Source organism: Rhizobium sp. PEPV16, assembly GCF_008919455.1.
GTDB lineage: Bacteria > Pseudomonadota > Alphaproteobacteria > Rhizobiales > Rhizobiaceae > Rhizobium > Rhizobium leguminosarum_Q.
This window is the reverse complement of sequence record NZ_VSZV01000356.1, coordinates 242,359-259,402: the sequence shown is the minus strand read 5'-3', so window position 1 is coordinate 259,402 and position 17,044 is coordinate 242,359. Positions and strand designations below refer to the sequence as shown.

13 protein-coding genes are annotated in these 17,044 nt (G+C 62.7%); 8 read left to right on the top strand and 5 right to left on the bottom strand.

Going from position 1 to position 17,044, the window contains the following annotated elements:
* Positions 1 to 155: 155 nt before the first annotated feature.
* The 8 genes from FY112_RS35610 to FY112_RS35575 all read left to right on the top strand — a co-directional run bounded on the left by FY112_RS35610 (position 156) and on the right by FY112_RS35575 (position 10,451).
* Positions 156 to 887 (top strand): FadR/GntR family transcriptional regulator, encoded by a 732-nt coding sequence (locus FY112_RS35610; protein ID WP_151520424.1) that lies wholly within the window; start codon positions 156 to 158, stop codon positions 885 to 887.
* 94 nt (positions 888 to 981) lie between these two features.
* Complete coding sequence (locus tag FY112_RS35605; RefSeq protein WP_151520423.1) at positions 982 to 2,490, top strand: ABC transporter substrate-binding protein; 1,509 nt, start codon at positions 982 to 984, stop codon at positions 2,488 to 2,490.
* 122 nt (positions 2,491 to 2,612) lie between these two features.
* Complete coding sequence (locus FY112_RS35600; RefSeq protein ID WP_003543697.1) at positions 2,613 to 3,560, top strand: ABC transporter permease; 948 nt, start codon at positions 2,613 to 2,615, stop codon at positions 3,558 to 3,560.
* The gene (locus FY112_RS35595; protein WP_027666974.1) at positions 3,557 to 4,432 is read left to right on the top strand and encodes an ABC transporter permease; all 876 of its coding nucleotides are present in this window, start codon (positions 3,557 to 3,559) and stop codon (positions 4,430 to 4,432) included. The genes FY112_RS35600 and FY112_RS35595 overlap by 4 nt, the downstream gene beginning before the upstream one ends.
* A 21-nt stretch (positions 4,433 to 4,453) precedes the next feature.
* A complete protein-coding gene (locus tag FY112_RS35590; RefSeq protein ID WP_151520422.1) occupies positions 4,454 to 6,238 on the top strand; it encodes a gamma-glutamyltransferase family protein in 1,785 nt (594 codons plus the stop codon).
* A 2-nt stretch (positions 6,239 to 6,240) separates the two neighbouring features.
* On the top strand, positions 6,241 to 6,996 hold the full coding sequence (locus tag FY112_RS35585; protein WP_151520421.1) for a DUF1028 domain-containing protein: 756 nt from the start codon (positions 6,241 to 6,243) through the stop codon (positions 6,994 to 6,996).
* Positions 6,997 to 7,021: 25 nt separating this feature from the next.
* Complete coding sequence (locus tag FY112_RS35580; protein WP_151520420.1) at positions 7,022 to 8,860, top strand: ABC transporter ATP-binding protein; 1,839 nt, start codon at positions 7,022 to 7,024, stop codon at positions 8,858 to 8,860.
* Positions 8,861 to 9,116: 256 nt separating this feature from the next.
* The gene (locus FY112_RS35575) at positions 9,117 to 10,451 is read left to right on the top strand and encodes a glucoamylase family protein (RefSeq protein ID WP_151520419.1); all 1,335 of its coding nucleotides are present in this window, start codon (positions 9,117 to 9,119) and stop codon (positions 10,449 to 10,451) included.
* A gap of 12 nt (positions 10,452 to 10,463) precedes the next feature.
* Here the strand turns inward: FY112_RS35575 and FY112_RS35570 are convergent, their stop codons facing one another.
* From FY112_RS35570 to FY112_RS35550, 5 genes are all read right to left on the bottom strand, one after another.
* Positions 10,464 to 11,501: an ABC transporter ATP-binding protein gene (locus tag FY112_RS35570; protein ID WP_151520418.1), complete on the bottom strand. Its 1,038-nt coding sequence runs from the start codon at positions 11,499 to 11,501 to the stop codon at positions 10,464 to 10,466.
* Positions 11,498 to 13,165: an iron ABC transporter permease gene (locus FY112_RS35565; RefSeq protein ID WP_151520417.1), complete on the bottom strand. Its 1,668-nt coding sequence runs from the start codon at positions 13,163 to 13,165 to the stop codon at positions 11,498 to 11,500. Before FY112_RS35565 ends, FY112_RS35570 begins: the two co-directional genes overlap by 4 nt.
* Before the next feature lie 149 nt (positions 13,166 to 13,314).
* Positions 13,315 to 14,331 carry an iron ABC transporter substrate-binding protein gene (locus tag FY112_RS35560; RefSeq protein ID WP_026158932.1) on the bottom strand — a complete coding sequence of 339 codons (1,017 nt, stop codon included), beginning with the start codon at positions 14,329 to 14,331 and terminating at the stop codon, positions 13,315 to 13,317.
* Positions 14,332 to 14,540: 209 nt separating this feature from the next.
* Positions 14,541 to 16,079: an aldehyde dehydrogenase family protein gene (locus FY112_RS35555; protein WP_017962496.1), complete on the bottom strand. Its 1,539-nt coding sequence runs from the start codon at positions 16,077 to 16,079 to the stop codon at positions 14,541 to 14,543.
* A gap of 45 nt (positions 16,080 to 16,124) precedes the next feature.
* Positions 16,125 to 17,044: FAD-binding oxidoreductase (locus FY112_RS35550; RefSeq protein WP_246700830.1), on the bottom strand; the 920-nt coding region annotated here is incomplete at its 5' end.

Below are 17,044 nucleotides of genomic sequence, written 5' to 3'. Positions count from 1 at the left end.
CTGTCGCCGCGATCGACTGTTTTCCCGTACCGCGACAATAGCGGGATTTGAGCAAAAAACGGGCAGATTTCCATTTGCACAAAAAAGCGCTTGACGGTCGGCGCGATTTGGTTTGCACTGAACCAATAGAAAATTGGTACGGACCATTTAAGCGAATGCCGATGGATGAAGCGCAGGGCAATTCGAATTATGCGCTGGAGAAGCTGAGGGCTCTCCTGCGATCCGACAGTCTCGACGCCGACGGCAAGCTGCCGACCGAGCGCACCCTTTCGGAAATGCTTGGCGTCGGCCGCCGTGCCGTGCGTCGCGCCCTCGAAGTGCTGGAGGCCGAGGGGCGCGTCTGGCGCCGCCAAGGCTCCGGCACCTATGCCGGGCCGCGCCCCGACGGCTGGAGCGATCATGTCGGCTCGATCGTTGCCGGCACCGATCTCATGGAAGTCATGGAAGTGCGCCTGCGCATCGAGCCGCAGCTCGCCCAGCTTGCCGCCATGCGCGCCAAGGCCGCCGATATCGAGCGCATGTACGATCTGGTGAAGAAGATCTACGAAAGCACCGATGCCGACGGGCGCGAACTCTGGGACGGGGCGCTGCACCGCCAAATCGCCCAATGCGCCGGCAACGGTTTTTTCCTCACCATCTTCGACGTCATCAACCGGGTGCGCCAGGACGAGGCCTGGCAGACGATCCGCGAGCGCGCCCGCAGCGCCAGCCGGACGCGGCCCGTTACCTTTAACCAGCACACGGCGATCGTCGATGCGATTGCCGCCCGCGATCCGGCCAGAGCCGGCGAAGCGATGCGCCAGCATCTGCTGACGCTGCAGGAAAGCCTCGTCCGCATCACCTCGCTCGATCACAGCGAAACGGAGGCCGACAAGACCCTCGCCTGAACAGGGGGAGGTGAGCCGGGAGAAAAAATACAGGCGGGCCATAACCGCCGGAATGGAAGCAAAAACCAAACAAAAATAGACAGAGGAGAATGGAATGAAGATCGCCAAATTGCTGACCACCGCCGTTGCCGGCGCACTGCTTGCACTTCCTGCCTTCGCCGTCGACCTGAAGATCGGCCTGCAGGACGATGCCGACGTGCTCGATCCCGCGCAGTCGCGCACCTTCGTCGGCCGCATCGTCTATACCGCGATGTGCGACAAGCTGGTTGACGTCTCACCGGACCTGAAGATCGTGCCGCAGCTTGCTACCGAATGGAGCTGGTCGGCCGATGGCAAAGAGCTCACCATGAAGCTCCGCCAGGGCGTCAAGTTCCATGACGAGACCCCCTTCAACGCCGAAGCCGTCGTCGCCACCATCGAGCGCAACATCACCCTGCCGGAATCACGCCGCAAGAGCGAGCTTGCCTCGGTCGCAAAGGTCGAGGCTGCAAGCGAATACCAGGTCAAGTTCACCCTCAAGGCGCCTGACGTCACCCTTCTTGCCCAGCTTTCCGACCGCGCCGGCATGATCGTCTCGCCGAAGGCCGCCAAGGAACTCGGCGCCAAATTCGGCGATCACCCGGTCTGCGCCGGTCCGTTCAAGTTCGTCGAACGCGTGCAGCAGGACCGCATCGTGCTTGAAAAGTTCCAGGACTACTGGAACAAGGACAAGATCTTCATCGACAAGCTCACCTATCTGCCGATCCCGGATACGACGGTACGCCTCGCCAATCTGCGGTCCGGCGATCTCGACATGATCGAGCGCCTGGCGGCAACCGACGCTGAAGCCGTGAAGGCGGATTCGAGCCTTGTCTATGCCGACGCCGTCGGCACCGGCTACATGGCGCTCTACACCAATATCGGCAACGGCGCACGTGCCGACAATCCTTTCGGCAAGGACAAGCGCCTGCGCCAGGCCTTCTCGCTGGCGATCGACCGCGATGCCGTCAACCAGATCGTCTATGAGGGCACGGCGGTTGCCGGCAACCAGCCCTTCCCGCCGAGCAGCCCGTGGTTCGACAAGGATATTCCCGTCCCCCCCCGCGATCTCGACAAGGCCAAGGCGCTGATCAAGGAAGCCGGCTTCGACCGTGTGCCGATCGAGCTTCAGATCCCGAACAATCCCGTTGCCATGCAGATGATGCAGATCATCCAGTCGATGGTCGGCGAAGCCGGCTTTGACGTCAGCCTGAAGTCGACGGAATTCGCCACGCTGCTGAGCGAGCAGACGGCCGGCAACTATCAGCTCAGCCGTTCCGACTGGTCCGGCCGCGTCGATCCCGATGGCAATATCCATCAGTTCATCACCTGCAAGGGCGGCATCAACGACACGAAATACTGCAACGCCGAGGTCGACAAGCTGCTGAACGAAGCCCGTGCGTCGACCGACGAGGCCGTGCGCAAGCAGAATTATGATGCCGCCGCGGTCATCCTCAACGACGATCTGCCGATCATCTATCTCGGCCATCAGTCCTGGATCTGGGCGCTGCACAAGAACATCACCGGCTTCGTTCCGTCGCCGGATGGCATGATCCGCCTCGTCGGCGTCAAGAAAGCCGGCTGATCCCTAGAGCATGATGCCGAAAAGTGTGAGCGGTTTTCGGACGACATCATGCTCTACTTTTTGATCCAGCAAATCATGCGGCGGAAACCCGCCGCATGATCCCAGTCGTGTCAGGATCGCCCATGTACACCTACATCGCCAAACGACTCTTGGTCGCCATACCGACGCTTTTGATCATTTCGGTCTTCGTCTTCTCGCTGCAGAAGCTGTTGCCCGGCGATCCGATCCTTGCCATGGCCGGCGAGGAACGCGACCCGCAGGTTCTCGAATTCCTGCGCGAGAAATACCGGCTGAACGATCCGGTGCCCTATCAATATGTCCGCTGGCTGGGTGCGGCACTGCAGGGCGACCTCGGCATCTCGCTGCGCACCAACCAGCCGGTTCTGCAGCTCATCGGCGAAAAGCTGCCGGTCACCATCCAGCTTGCCATCATGTCGATGATCTTCGCCTTTGTCATCGGCGTGCCGATGGGCATCCTGGCGGCCGTCAAGAAGAACACGATGATCGACTATCTCGCCAACATCATCGCGCTGACCGGCCTGTCGATCCCGAATTTCTGGCTCGGCATCATGCTGATCCTGCTGGTTTCGGTCAATCTCGGCTGGCTGCCGGCATCCGGCTACGAACCCTTCTTCAGCAACCCGCTGCGTTCGCTGGAAACCATGCTGATGCCCTCTTTCGTGCTCGGCAATGCGTTGGCGGCGACGCTGATGCGGCATACCCGCTCGGCAATGCTCAGCGTGCTGAGCGCCGATTACATCCGCACCGCGCGCGCCAAGGGACTGCCGGAAAGCACTGTCGTGCTCGAGCACAGCTTCCGCAACGCGATGCTGCCGATCGTGACGCTGACCGCGCTGCTCTTTGGCGAACTGCTTGCCGGCGCCGTGCTGACCGAGCAGATCTTCACCATTCCGGGTTTCGGAAAGCTCATCGTCGACGCCGTCTTCAACCGTGACTACGCCGTCGTCCAGGGTGTGGTGATCTGCACGGCGATCGGCTTCATCCTGATGAACCTCTTGGCCGATATTCTCTACGTCCTGCTCAATCCGCGCATGAGGGCCGCCCTATGACCGCGATCGGTGAGACCGGCATTCCCTCCGCGATCGACCGCACGCCGAGCCGTGCCTGGCGCAAGCTGAAGGCCAACAAGGGCGCCCTCGTCGGCCTCGCGATCATCGCCTTCTTCGCCATTCTCGCCATTGCCGCTCCCCTTCTTCCGATTCCCGATCCGAACGCCACAAGCTGGTCGGCGATCCGCAAGGCGCCCTCCGCCGCCCATTGGCTCGGCACCGACGACATCGGCCGCGACATTCTTTCCCGGATGATCTGGGGCGCGCAGGCCTCGCTGATGGCCGGCGTCTTCTCGGTCGCGATCGCCGTTGTCATCGGCGTGCCCTTCGGCCTTATCTCCGGTTATTTCGGCGGCTGGATCGACATGGTGATCTCTCGCATCACCGAAGCCTTTCTGGCGATGCCTTTCCTCATCACCGCGATTGCGCTTGCAGCCTTTCTCGGTCCGAGCCTGACCAATGCGATGATTGCGATCGGCCTTTCGGCCATGCCGGTCTTCGTGCGGCTGACGCGCGGCCAGGTGCTCTCGGTCAAGACCGAAGAATATGTCGAGGGGGCCCGCTCGATCGGCCTCCGGTCCTCGAGCATCATCACCCGCTATATCCTGCCGAATGTTTTTGCGCCGATCCTCGTGCAGGCGACATTGACCATCGCAACGGCGATCATCGCCGAAGCGAGCCTCTCCTTCCTCGGCCTCGGGCAGCAACCGCCGGCGCCGAGCTGGGGCTCGATGCTGAACGTCGCCAAAAATTTCCTCTCCCAGGCGCCATGGATGGCGATGTGGCCGGGTGCCGCGATCTTCCTCGTCGTCATCGGTTTCAATCTCCTAGGCGACGGCCTGCGCGATGCGCTCGATCCGCGCGAAGCATGATTTCTTGAAAGGACATTTGACATGACCGCATTCACGACCCGTCCAGAAATCCTCGGCACCTTCGGCGTCGTCACCTCCACGCACTGGATCGCCTCGGCCGTCGGCATGAGCATTCTCGAAAAGGGCGGCAACGCCTTCGACGCGGCAGTGGCGACGGGCTTCGTGCTGCAGATCGTCGAGCCGCATCTTTGCGGCCCGGGCGGCGACCTGCCGGCGGTGATCTATTCGAAGAAAAAGGACAAGGTCGAGGTCATCTGCGCGCAAGGCCCCGCCCCCGCCGGCGCGACGATCGAACACTACACGGCGGAGGGCCTGAGCCTGATCCCCGGCGACGGTCTGCTTGCGACCGTGATCCCCGGCTCCTTCGATGGCTGGATGCTGATGCTGCGCGACTACGGCTCGATGAGTGTGCGCGATGTGCTGGAACCGGCGATCTATTACGCCGAGCACGGCCATCCCCTGCTGCCGCGCGTCTCCGCCACGATCAAGGGGCTTGCCGCCTTCTTCGAGAAGGAATGGCCGACCTCCTACGAGACCTGGCTGCCGGGCGGCAGCGCGCCCGAAGCGCATGCGAATGTCAGGAATCCGGTGCTTGCCGAAACCTGGAAGCGCGTCATCGCCGAGGCCGAAGCGAAAAGCGGCCGGGAAGCGCAGGTGCAGGCGGCCCGCGACGCCTTCTATCGCGGCTTCGTCGCCGAGAAGATCGACGATTATCTGAAGACCGCCGAGGTGATGGATGCGAGCAGCAACCGCCACAAGGGCGTCCTGACTGCCAACGACATGGCGAATTGGTCGGCAACGATCGAGGAGCCGCTGACCTATGATTATCATGGCTGGACCATCGCCAAGATCGGCCCCTGGGGCCAGGGTCCGGTCTTCCTGCAGACCCTGTCGATCCTCAAAGGCTTCGATCTCGCCGCGATGAACCCCGCCGGCGCCGATTTCGTCCACACCGTCGTCGAGGCGATGAAGCTCGCCTTCGCCGACCGCGAAGTCTATTATGGCGATCCTGATTTTTCGGAGGTTCCCATCGCGCATCTGCTGTCGGAGACCTATGCCGCCGAGCGTCGCAAGCTCGTTGGCGCGGACGCCTCCTTCGATCTTCGCCCCGGCATCGTGCCTGGCTTCGAGGCGCAGCATGATCTGACGATGAAGATGCTCGGCGCGGATTCGAAGACCGGCGCCGTCTACGAGCCGACCATGGCGCACCTTTCCGAAAAGCGCGGCGACACCGTGCATATCGACGTCATCGACCGCGACGGCAACATGGTCTCCGTCACCCCGTCCGGCGGCTGGCTGCAATCCTCCCCGACGGTGCCCGGCCTCGGCTTCTGCCTCAATTCCCGCGCCCAGATGTTCTGGCTGAAACCAGGCCTGCCGACATCACTTGCTCCCGGCAAGCGGCCGCGCACAACGCTGACACCGTCGCTCGGCCTCTATGAGGGCCGCCCGACGCTGGCCTTCGGCACACCCGGCGGCGACCAGCAGGAACAGTGGCAACTTTCCTTCTTCCTGCGGTATGCGCACCACAAGCTGAACCTGCAGGCGGCGATCGACCAGCCGCTGTTCCACACTTCGCATTTTCCGGGCTCTTTCTATCCGCGCACCCGCGAGCCCGGCAGCCTGATGGCGGAAGCGAATTTCGGCCCTGAAGTCCTCGATGCCCTGCGCCGCAAGGGCCACAAGCTGACGGTCGCCGATGTCTGGACGATCGGTCGGCTGACCGCTGCGAGACGCGATGCCGACGGCCTGCTGCGCGCCGCAGCCACCCCGCGCCTGATGCAGGCCTATGCGATCGGGAGATAGTCATGACCTGGTCGATCGTCGCCCGTGATCCCTCGACAGGTCATCTCGGCATCGCCGTCGCGAGCCGCTTCTTCGCCGTCGGCGCCCTTGTTCCGCATATTCGCGGCGGCATCGGCGCCGTCGCCACCCAGGCCTTCGTCAGCCCGCTTTACGGCGTCGACGGCCTGTCGCTGCTTGCCGCCGGCAGGGCGCCGGAGGAGATCATCGCTGAACTGACCGCGCGTGACGCCGGCCGCGATCAGCGGCAGTTGCACCTCATCGATGCGAAGGGGCGCAACGCCGCCTTCACCGGTCCCGCATGCATCGACTGGGCCGGGCACCTGATCGACGAAAACGTCTCGGTCGCCGGCAACATGCTTGCGGGGCCTGCCGTCATTACTAAGACGCTTGCCGCCTACAACAAGGCGATGGACAAGCCGCTGGCCGAACGCCTGCTCCTGGCGATGCAGGCAGGCGAAAATGCCGGCGGCGATAAGCGCGGCAGGCAGTCCGCCGCCCTCGTCATCCATCGCGACCAGGATTATCCCTGGCTGAGCCTCCGCGCCGACGATCATCCCGATCCGCTCGCCGAACTTGTCCGCCTCCATGCAGTGGCGGGTGAACGCTACCTGCATGTCGCCGAGACGATGGCGACGCGGCAAAATCCGAACGGCGTGACCGACAGGCGCGAGATCGATGAAAAGATCGCCGGTCTGGAAACAACTCGTATCGCCGAAGGCAGGCCATCCTCCTCCTTTGCCACGCCTTTGAAGACGTAAACCCAGACAAGAACAAGGCAACGACATGCTTGATGTTTCTTCAGCCTCCGCCTCTCCGGTTCTCTCCGTCCGGAATCTGACGACCTCCTTCCTCGTCGATGGCGACTGGAAGCCGGTGGTGCGCGACGTCTCCTTCGACGTCATGCCTGGAGAGACGGTGGTAATCGTCGGCGAAAGCGGCTCGGGCAAGAGCGTCACCTCCCTCTCGATTATGCGATTGCTCGCCAAGGGATCGAGCCGCATCGATGGCGCCATCTCCTTGAACGGAAAGGATGTTCTCACTCTTTCGGAAAAGGAGATGCGCCGGGTGCGCGGCAACGACGCCGCAATGATCTTCCAGGAGCCGATGACATCCCTCAACCCGATCTTCACCATCGGCCGCCAGATTTCCGAAGCGCTCACCTGCCACGGCGATATCGGCAAGGCCGAGGCGCGGGCCGAAACCGTGCGCCTGCTGGAAAAGGTCCGCATCCCGAACGCCGCCTCGCGCTTCGATGAATATCCGCACCAGTTCTCAGGCGGCATGCGCCAGCGCGTGATGATCGCCATGGCGCTCGCCAGCCGGCCGAAATTGCTGATCGCCGATGAGCCGACGACAGCGCTCGACGTGACGATCCAGGGCCAGATCCTCGACCTGATCAAGATGCTGCAGGAAGAAGAGGGCATGTCCGTGCTCTTTATTACCCACGACATGGGCGTCGTCGCCGAAATCGCCGACCGCACCATCGTCATGTATCGCGGCGAGGCGGTGGAAACCGGCACGACCGAAGACATCTTCCATCGCGGCAGACATCCTTATACCCGCGCTTTGCTCTCGGCCGTGCCGCGCCTCGGCTCGATGGCCGACCGGAAATGGCCGCTGCGTTTCCCGGTCGTCGATACCACGACCGGCGAACGCCGCGAGCCGATCGAAGTGGCCGATACCGTCGACCGCCGCCGGACGCCGATCCTCGAAGTCAAGAACCTCGTTACCCGTTTCGACATCCGCGGCGGCCTGCTCGGCCGCAAGACCGGCGCGATCCATGCGGTCGAGGACGTCTCCTTCGATCTCTTCCAGGGCGAGACTCTGTCGCTCGTCGGCGAATCCGGTTGCGGCAAATCGACCACCGGCCGCTCGATCACCCGCCTCGTCCAGCCGAACGGCGGCAGCGTCAGCCTCGACGGTTATGACGTGCTGAGCCTTGACGCGGCCAGTCTCAGACGGATGCGCCGCAGCATCCAGATGATCTTTCAGGATCCCTTCGCCAGCCTCAACCCGCGCATGACCGTCGGCGCCGCCGTCGCCGAACCGATTACGGAGCATGGCCTCGGCACCGGCGCCCAGGCCCGCGACAAGGCGGCCGATCTCCTCGAACGCGTCGGACTGAAACCCGATATGATGAAACGCTATCCCCACGAATTCTCCGGCGGTCAGCGCCAGCGCATCTGCATAGCCCGCGCGCTGGCACTCGATCCGAAGGTGATCGTCGCCGACGAAAGCGTCTCAGCCCTCGATGTCTCGATCAAGGCGCAGGTCTGCAATCTGCTGATGGACCTGCAGCAAAGCCTCAACCTCGCCTTCCTGTTCATTTCCCACGATATGGCGGTGGTCGAACGCGTCAGCCACCGGGTCGCGGTGATGTATCTCGGCGAAATCGTCGAGATCGGCCCGCGAGCGCAACTGTTCAGCAACCCGCAGCACGCCTATACGAAGAAGCTGATGGCAGCCGTGCCCGTTCCCGACCCCTCACGGCGCGGCATCAAGCGCAATCTCGGAACCGACGAGCTCAAGAGCCCCATTCGCCCGGTTGGGTACGTCGCGCCGCCGCGCCGATATTGGGAAGTGTCGGCAGGTCATCTGGTGCGGCTCGATGAAGCCGCCTGAACGTGAAAATCCACTCTCCAAAGCATCAGGAAAACAAGTATTGCGGGAAAATAACCCGTGCCGGTGGCGCGCAGGCCCTCTTTTTTGCTGCACCGCTTATATGACTTCTGCTAGATATTATTTTACCGATAATTATTAACGACCGATTCCACCCTTTTGTGTTCTCTTATCCTTGCGAATCAAAAAGGTTTGATTTGCCCGGGGACGGCCACCATGTTGAAGCATGTGGGGCGATGCAACAGTTGGGTAGGAGCCTATGCTGCAACGGATTGAAGACATTGATGCAGCGCTCGTCGACAGGCTGCAGCATTCGGCGTTCAACTACTTCCTGAAATATACCAATCCCGAAAACGGCCTTGTGGCGGATACCTCGATCGGCGGGGTTCCGTGCAGCATCGCAGCCGTCGGCTTTGCGCTTTCCTCCTATCCTGTTGGTGTCGAGCGTTTATGGATCAGCCGCGAGGAGGCAGCCGAACGCACGGTCAATACGCTGCGGTTCTTCGCCGAGGCGCGTCAGGGCGAGGAACGCCACGCGACCGGCCATCGCGGCTTCTTCTACCATTTCCTGCACATGGATACCGGCCATCGCGCCTGGAACAGCGAACTTTCGACCATCGACACGGCGCTGCTCATCGCCGGCATCCTGACGGCTGCGCAATATTTCAATCGCGAAGACAACGAGACGGAAACCGAAATCCGTGAACTCGCCACCTTCATCTACGAGCGCGTCGACTGGCGCTGGGCGCTGAACAAGGGCGACACGATTGCCATGGGTTGGAAGCCCTCATCCGGCTTCCTGCGTTGGCGCTATCACGGCTTCGACGAGGCGATCATCCTCTATACGCTGGCGCTCGCTTCGCCGACGCACCCCATCCCGCAATCGAGCTACGACGCCTTTACGTCAAGCTATTCCTGGATGCTGCATGGCGAGCAGTCCTATCTCTATGCCGGGCCGCTCTTCATCCATCTTTTCTCGCATGCCTGGATCGACTTCCGCACCATTCAGGACAAGCCGATGGCAGAGCGGAACTGGGACTATTTCCGCAACACGCAGGTGATGATCAACGTCCAGCGTGACTATGCCGAGCGCAATCCCGGTCAGTTCGTCGGCTACAACAGGAATATCTGGGGCTTCTCCGCCTGTGACGGCCCGCCCCCGACACGGCGCATGCGCGGCGGCCGCCAGCCGAAGGTTCTGGGTTACGCCGCTCGCGGTGCCCCGCTCGGCCCGGATGACGGCACGATCGCACCCTGGGCAGCCCTTGCCTGCCTGCCCTACGACAAGCAGGCGGCTCTCGACGGCACCAAGGCGCTTCTGACCACCTATCCGAACCTGCTGTTGGAAGGCGGTTTTCCCGGCGGCTTCAATCCGACGGTCAAAACCAAGCGGCCGGAAGGCTGGGTCGACGACCGCACCGTCGGCATCGACCAGGGCCTTGTCGTCATGACCATCGAGAACGACCGTTCGGATTTCATCTGGAAACTGATGCGGCAATCGCCGGTCATCCGCCTCGGGCTCGAGCGCGCCGGCTTTACTGGCGGCTGGCTCGAAGGCATCGAGCCGGAAGAAGTGGTGCGCAAGTTCGGCTAAGTCTAGAGCTTATCAGTTCTCGAAGACATGCGCCTTGCCAGCGATATCGAGGCGAACGAGGTCACCGCGTGCCGGAAGCGCAACGCTCGAGGTCTTGATCAGGATCGGCGGCAACGCCACGCCTTCGAGCGAAACCGCGACGGTGCAGACCGCGCCGCCGAATTCCACCTCGACGACACGCCCGCCATAGTCGCGATCCCCATCATCGGCAACGACGCGGATCTGCTCGGGCCGCAGCATGATCTCCGCCTTGCCCTGACGGCTGCCTTCGACAGCGACATGGCCGAGTGCGCAGTCTGCCAAACCGTTGCGAATGATAGCGGGAAGCAGCACGGCATCGCCGAGAAATAGCGCCGTCTCGCGATCACGCGGATGCAGATACAATGACTGCGGCGATCCGGCCTGGATCAGCCGTCCTTCCCTGAGCACCGCGACCTGATCGGCAAAGGTTAGCGCCTCTTCCTGGTCATGGGTGACGAGAATGGTGGTGATGCCTGCCGCCTGCAGCACGCGCGCAACCGCCTTGCGCATGTTTTCACGCAGGCCGGTATCGAGTGCCGAGAAAGGTTCGTCGAGCAGCATCAGCCGAGGCTTGCGGCCGAGTGCGCGGGCGAGCGCCACGCGCTGCTGCTGGCCGCCGGAAAGCTGGTGCGGACGCCGCGCCAGCATGCCGCGGTCGAGCTCGACCATATCGAGCAACTCGACGATGCGCTTCTCGCGATCGGCTGCGCCTCGTTCGAAGCCGAAGCCGATATTCTCGGCAACGCTTAAGTGCGGAAACAGCGCGCCGTCCTGCGAGACGATGCCGATGCCGCGCTTGTGTGCCGGTACTGTCGCCGGACCGTCCGCGAGCAAGTCGCCATCCAGCGTCACCCTGCCGACATCGGGTTGCTCGAAGCCGGCAATGATGCGCAGCAGCGTCGTCTTGCCTGAACCGGACGGGCCGACGACGGCCGTGCGGCTGCCGGCCGCGACGTCGAGCGAAATATCCTTCAGCGCCTGGACGGGGCCATAGCGCTTGCTGATGTTTTCGATCGTGAGCAGCGTCATTGGCCGGCGGTCCGTTTCGATTGGGTATAGAGCATCAGGGTGAGCGGCAGCGACAGCACGACCATCATGAAGGCGTAAGGGGCGGCCGAGACATAATCGATCTCGCTGGTCAGCGACCAGAATTTCGTCGCCAGCGTATCGACGCCATTGGGCGACAGCATCAGTGTCGCCGTGAGTTCATTGGTGATGCCGAGTGCAGCCAGCGCGACACTGGCAGCGGCTCCCGGTGCTGCAAGCCGCATGGTGATCTGCCGCACCGCCTGGCCCGGGGTGCGGCCGAGACCCATCGCGGCGCGCTCCAGCTCCACCGGCGCCTGGGCGATGCTGGCACGCAGCCCGACCATGGCGCGCGGCAGGAAAAGCATCACATAGGCAACGAGCAGCGTTGCGAAGGTCTGATAGAGCGGCAACACGAGACGCACGGTGATCGTCACCAGCGCCAGCGCCACGACGACGCCCGGCAGCGAGCCGACATAATAATGGCAGGCTTCGAGCACACGCTGGAAGCGGCCCGGCGCACGCACGGAAAGCCAGGCCATCGGTGCTGCGGCAATCGTCGCCAGCACGCCGCCGACAACGGCAAGCACGATCGTCTGCAGGAAGGCGCTGCCGACTTCGATGCGCCAGATATCGATGCCGCCGAGATAGAGCCAGCGGCCAAGCGTCACCAGCGGCACGCCGAGCGTCAGCGCCGCCAGGATGACAGGCAGCAACACGGCCGGCACCACGAACCAGCCCAGCCGGCGGCGATCCGCCGGACGTGGCGAGCCGGAGCCGACGCGGGCATAACGTTCATTGCCGCGCACCAGCACCTCGAAGCCGAGCAGAAAAAGACAGCAGGCGACGAGCACGCCGCCGAGCATGTTGGAGGCCGGGCTGTTGTAGGAGGACTGGAACTGGTCGACGATCGCCGTCGCGAACGTGTCGAAGCGGATCATGACGAACAGGCCGTATTCCGAAAGCAGATGCAGCGCAATCAGCAGCGAGCCGCCGCAGATGGCAAGTCTCAGCTGCGGCAGCACGGCGCGGAAGAAGACCCGCCAGGGATTAAGACCTAGCGAGGCCGCGGCATCCTCGATGGCCGGATCGAGACGGCGCAGCGCTGCTACGACCGGCAGGTAGAGGAACGGATAATAGGCGATCACCGAGACGAAGACGCCGCTCTGCAGCCCGCGCATGCCGGGAACGAGGCTGACCCAGGCATAGCTGTGCACGAAGGCAGGTACGGCGAGCGGAGCGATCGCAAGCCAGGCCCAGAGCCGCGCGAAAGGAATGTCCGTACGCTCCGTCAGCCAGGCAAGCGTCACGGCAAGCGCGATCGACAGCGGAATGGTGATCGATTCCAGGAGAACCGTATTGACGAGAAGTTCGCCGACGCGTGGCCGAAAGACCAGGGCCTTCACTGTTTCCCAGCCGACATCGTAGGTGACCCAGCCGATGAAGCCGAGCGGCACGAGACTGAAGATCGCGACGACGGTTGCAAGCAGGATCACCGAAGCGTGCGGCATACGTCCGCGCGGCAAAACCATTCGCGTGGCCCTCGGCGCGACCGGCGCCTGGTTGCCGGATGCGAGCAATCTGTTGTCCTGCAGCAAGGCCGATGCCTTTACACGCTGAAAAAGGAAGGCAACCGCCTTTGAAAGGCGGTTGCCGGATATCGTCATGCCCTAAGGTTTTCTTGAGCCAAAAGCAATAGTTTTGGCCGGAAGACGCCTGCGGCAGAAAGGTCTGAGCATGTCGCGCAAAAGTGTGCCGCGGTTTTGCGACGACGACATGCGGAAAACGAAAGATCTAAAGTGTGGCGCGCCACGCTTTAGATCAAGCCGGCGGCCGTCATCAGCTCCACGACCTTCTTGCTGTCGAGGGTCGACGCTTCGACCTTCGGCGCGTTGAGATCGGCAAGCGGAGTGAGCTTGTCGTTGGAGGGCGCATCCTTGCCGATGGCATATTCATAAGAATCGCCATCCTTGAGGACTACCTGGCCAGCCTTGCTGGTCAGGAACTTCAGGAAAGCCTGCGCTTCCTTCATGTGCTGCGTGGACTTCAGGATGCCGCCGCCCGAAACGCTGACGAAAGCGCCCGGGTCCTGGTTCTTAAAGTAGTGCAGGCCGACATTCTTGCTGTTCTCGCCTGTTTTGGCCTGATCGCCGAACCAATAATAGTGATAGATGATCGCACCTTCGACTTCGCCTGAATTGACGGCCTTCATGGCGACGCTGTTGCCCTTGTAGGGAGTGGCGTTTTCCTTGAGAGCCTTCAGCCAGTCGGCCGTCGACTGTTCGCCCTTGAGCTGCAGCAGGGCGGCAACGATGGCCTGGAAGTCGGCACCGGCAGGTGCTGCGCCCCAGCGGCCCTTCCAGGCGGGATCTGCGAGGTCGAGCATCGACTTCGGCAGCTTGTCTTCGGTGAGTTTCGTGTTGTCATAGGCAAAGACGGTGGTGCGGGCGGCAATGCCCGTCCACATGCCGTCGGCCGGTCGATACTGATCCGGAACCTGATCCAGCGTTTCCTTTTCGATGGGGGCGAAGAGGCCCGCGCCATCGACCAGCGTCATTGCCGGCGAATTCTCGGTCAGGAAGATATCCGCGGGAGAGGCGTCGCCCTCCTGAATGATCTGGTTGGCGAATTGCATGTCGCTGCCCTGGCGCATGGTGACCTTGATGCCGGTCTCCTTGGTGAAGGCAGCGATCCATTCGCGGCCCAGACTTTCGTGCTGGGCATTGTAAACAACGAGACCTTCGTCCTGCGCATTGGCGCTGCCTGCGAGCGCGGTGGCGGAGAGAAGCGAAGCGGCAAGCGCGAGGGAAAAACGGTTAAGAGCAATGTTCATGATGGCCTCCGTGGCGATGTCACCCGAGCTCTCCAAGGGCGATGAGAGCGTATATTTTTCCTGACTGCCGATTTCAAGTTTGGCTTTGCCGGAAAAGCCATCACAATATCTTGACTAAATATTTCATATTACAGGGGAATAAATCGCGATTGATCAAAAAAGGCGGCGCTCCGCGAGCGCCGCCCTCTTTGCAGCATTTTGAAGTCGGCTTACTCGACGTCGAACTTGACGCCCTGCGCAAGTGGCAGCGTCCTGCCGTAATTGATCGTGTTGGTGGACCGGCGCATATAGGCCTTCCAAGCATCCGAGCCGGATTCGCGGCCGCCGCCTGTCTCCTTCTCGCCGCCAAAGGCGCCGCCGATTTCGGCGCCCGATGGCCCGAGATTGACGTTGGCGATGCCGCAATCCGAACCGCGGGCGGAGACGAAGGTTTCGGCCTCGCGCATGTCGTTAGTGAAGATCGACGACGACAGCCCCTGCGGCACGGCATTGTGCAGCGCCAGCACCTCGTCGAAATCGCTATACTTCATCACATAGAGGATCGGCGCGAAGGTCTCGTGCTCGACCGGGCCGGTCTGATCAGGCATTTCGACAAGCGCCGGGCGAACGTAGAAGGCGTCGGTCGAACCGGTTTCGACACGATCGCCGCCGGTCACCGTGCCCCCGGCCGATTTCGCCTCACCAAGCGCTGCCTGCATGTTCTTAAAAGCCTGGCCGTCAATCAACGGTCCCACAAGCGTACCTGCTTCGAGCGGGTTGCCGATAGTGACGGAGCCGTAAGCCTTCTGCAGGCGCGGCACCAGCTGGTCGTAGACGCTGTCATGCACGAAGAGACGGCGCAGCGTCGTGCAGCGCTGGCCGGCCGTGCCCATGGCGGAGAAGGCAACGCCGCGCAGCGTCAGGTCGAGATCGGCAGACGGGCAGACGATCGCCGCATTGTTGCCTCCGAGTTCGAGAATGGCGCGGGCAAAACGCTGCGACAGGCGCGGACCGACGGCGCGGCCCATCGCCGTCGAGCCCGTAGCGGAAACAAGCGGGATCTTCGGATGGTCGACCAGCACTTCGCCGACCTCACGGCCGCCGATGATCAGCGTCGACAGATTGGCCGGTGCGGTGCCGCCCTCGGCGACGAAACGCTTCAGCGCCTTTTCGAACAGCGCCTGCACGGCAAGCGCCGTCAACGGCGTCTTTTCCGAGGGCTTCCAGACGGTGGAATTGCCGCAGACCATCGCAAGCGCCGCATTCCACGACCAGACGGCAACCGGGAAATTGAAGGCGGAGATGATGCCGATCACGCCGAGCGGATGCCAGCTTTCCATCATCCGGTGCTCGGAGCGCTCGGTGGCGATCGTCAGGCCGTAGAGCTGACGGGAAAGGCCGACGGCGAAATCGCAGATGTCGATCATCTCCTGCACTTCGCCAAGGCCTTCGGAGGTGATCTTGCCGACCTCGATCGAGACCAGACGGCCGAGCGCCGCCTTGGAGGCGCGCAACTCCTCACCGAGCAGGCGGACCAGTTCGCCGCGCTTCGGCGCCGGCACGGCACGCCATTCGAGGAAGGCCTGATGCGCCGCTTCGATCGCCGCCTTCGTCTCGGAAACGGAATGTTCCCTGAGTTTGCCGATTTCCTTGCCGGTGACCGGCGAGGTGACGGAAAGCGTGCCGCCGTGATAGCGGCCGGCATCGACGCCGAGTTCGGCAAGCAGTTTGGCGGTTTCGGTGGCGAGATCGAGGACGGCGATGGTCATTGTCGTGTTTCCAATCTTATTATTCTCAGAAGCGTGCATCGCTTCTTAGAAGCGGGCATCGGCGAAATGGGCGACCTGAGCGCCGGCTTCGTACCATATTTCCTTGAGTGCACGGAAGCTTGGCTCGGTGGGCGCAGTCAGCGGCAGCGGCAGATCGGCTTCCGGAAGCCGGCCGAGGATATGCTCCGCCAGCGTACGGCCGAAGACCGTACCGGGGGCAATGCCGCGGCCATTGTAGCCCGAAAAGCCGACGACACCAGGTGCGAATTTGTGGAAGCGCGGCAGCGCATTGTCGGTCATGCCGATCTGGCCGTACCATTCGCACTCGAATTCGACATCGCCGATCACAGGGAAAAGCCGCTTCAATGCGCGTTTGGCCCAGCCCTTGTGTACGGCAAGCCCGGTATTGCGCAGCGCCCCGACACTGCCGAAAACGAGACGGCCGGCCTGATCCATGCGGAAGGAAGAGAGAATTTCCTTGGTATCCCATGCGCCTTCCCGCCCTGGCAGGATCGATTGACGCAGATTGTGGCCGAGCGGCACCGTGGCGAAATTGAAATAGGGCAGATGCACCTGTTCGCTGCGCACCTGCTCCCACGGGCCGGTGCTGTAGGCGTCCGTTGCGACGATGATCCACTCGGCGCTGACTTCGCCGCTTGCCGTCTTCACGGTCCAGCGGCTGCCATTGCCCTCGGTTGAAACGACCGGGCTGGATGTGTGAATGGCGACACCGGCCTTGACGACGGCATGGGCAAGGCCGCGCGCATAGGCAAGCGGCTGCAGCGTGCCGGCGCGTTTGTCGAGCAGCGAACCGGTATAGGCATCGCTGCCGATGCGTTTTGCCGTCTCCGCCGCGTCGAGCAGCGTCACGGCTGCGCCGCGGGCAGACCATTGCGCCGCGCGATCCTCGATCTCCTTCAGCCCGTCCGCACCGACCGCGCAATGCAGCGTGCCGTTCCGTTCGA

What these genes read in the sequence shown, in the direction of transcription:
- FY112_RS35610 (WP_151520424.1), top strand. Translation starts at nt 156, where the DNA reads ATGCCGATGGATGAAGCGCAGGGCAATTCGAATTATGCGCTGGAGAAG.
- FY112_RS35605 (WP_151520423.1), top strand. Translation starts at nt 982, where the DNA reads ATGAAGATCGCCAAATTGCTGACCACCGCCGTTGCCGGCGCACTGCTT.
- FY112_RS35600 (WP_003543697.1), top strand. Translation starts at nt 2,613, where the DNA reads ATGTACACCTACATCGCCAAACGACTCTTGGTCGCCATACCGACGCTT.
- FY112_RS35595 (WP_027666974.1), top strand. Translation starts at nt 3,557, where the DNA reads ATGACCGCGATCGGTGAGACCGGCATTCCCTCCGCGATCGACCGCACG.
- FY112_RS35590 (WP_151520422.1), top strand. Translation starts at nt 4,454, where the DNA reads ATGACCGCATTCACGACCCGTCCAGAAATCCTCGGCACCTTCGGCGTC.
- FY112_RS35585 (WP_151520421.1), top strand. Translation starts at nt 6,241, where the DNA reads ATGACCTGGTCGATCGTCGCCCGTGATCCCTCGACAGGTCATCTCGGC.
- FY112_RS35580 (WP_151520420.1), top strand. Translation starts at nt 7,022, where the DNA reads ATGCTTGATGTTTCTTCAGCCTCCGCCTCTCCGGTTCTCTCCGTCCGG.
- FY112_RS35575 (WP_151520419.1), top strand. Translation starts at nt 9,117, where the DNA reads ATGCTGCAACGGATTGAAGACATTGATGCAGCGCTCGTCGACAGGCTG.
- FY112_RS35570 (WP_151520418.1), bottom strand. Translation starts at nt 11,501, where the DNA reads ATGACGCTGCTCACGATCGAAAACATCAGCAAGCGCTATGGCCCCGTC.
- FY112_RS35565 (WP_151520417.1), bottom strand. Translation starts at nt 13,165, where the DNA reads ATGACGATATCCGGCAACCGCCTTTCAAAGGCGGTTGCCTTCCTTTTT.
- FY112_RS35560 (WP_026158932.1), bottom strand. Translation starts at nt 14,331, where the DNA reads ATGAACATTGCTCTTAACCGTTTTTCCCTCGCGCTTGCCGCTTCGCTT.
- FY112_RS35555 (WP_017962496.1), bottom strand. Translation starts at nt 16,079, where the DNA reads ATGACCATCGCCGTCCTCGATCTCGCCACCGAAACCGCCAAACTGCTT.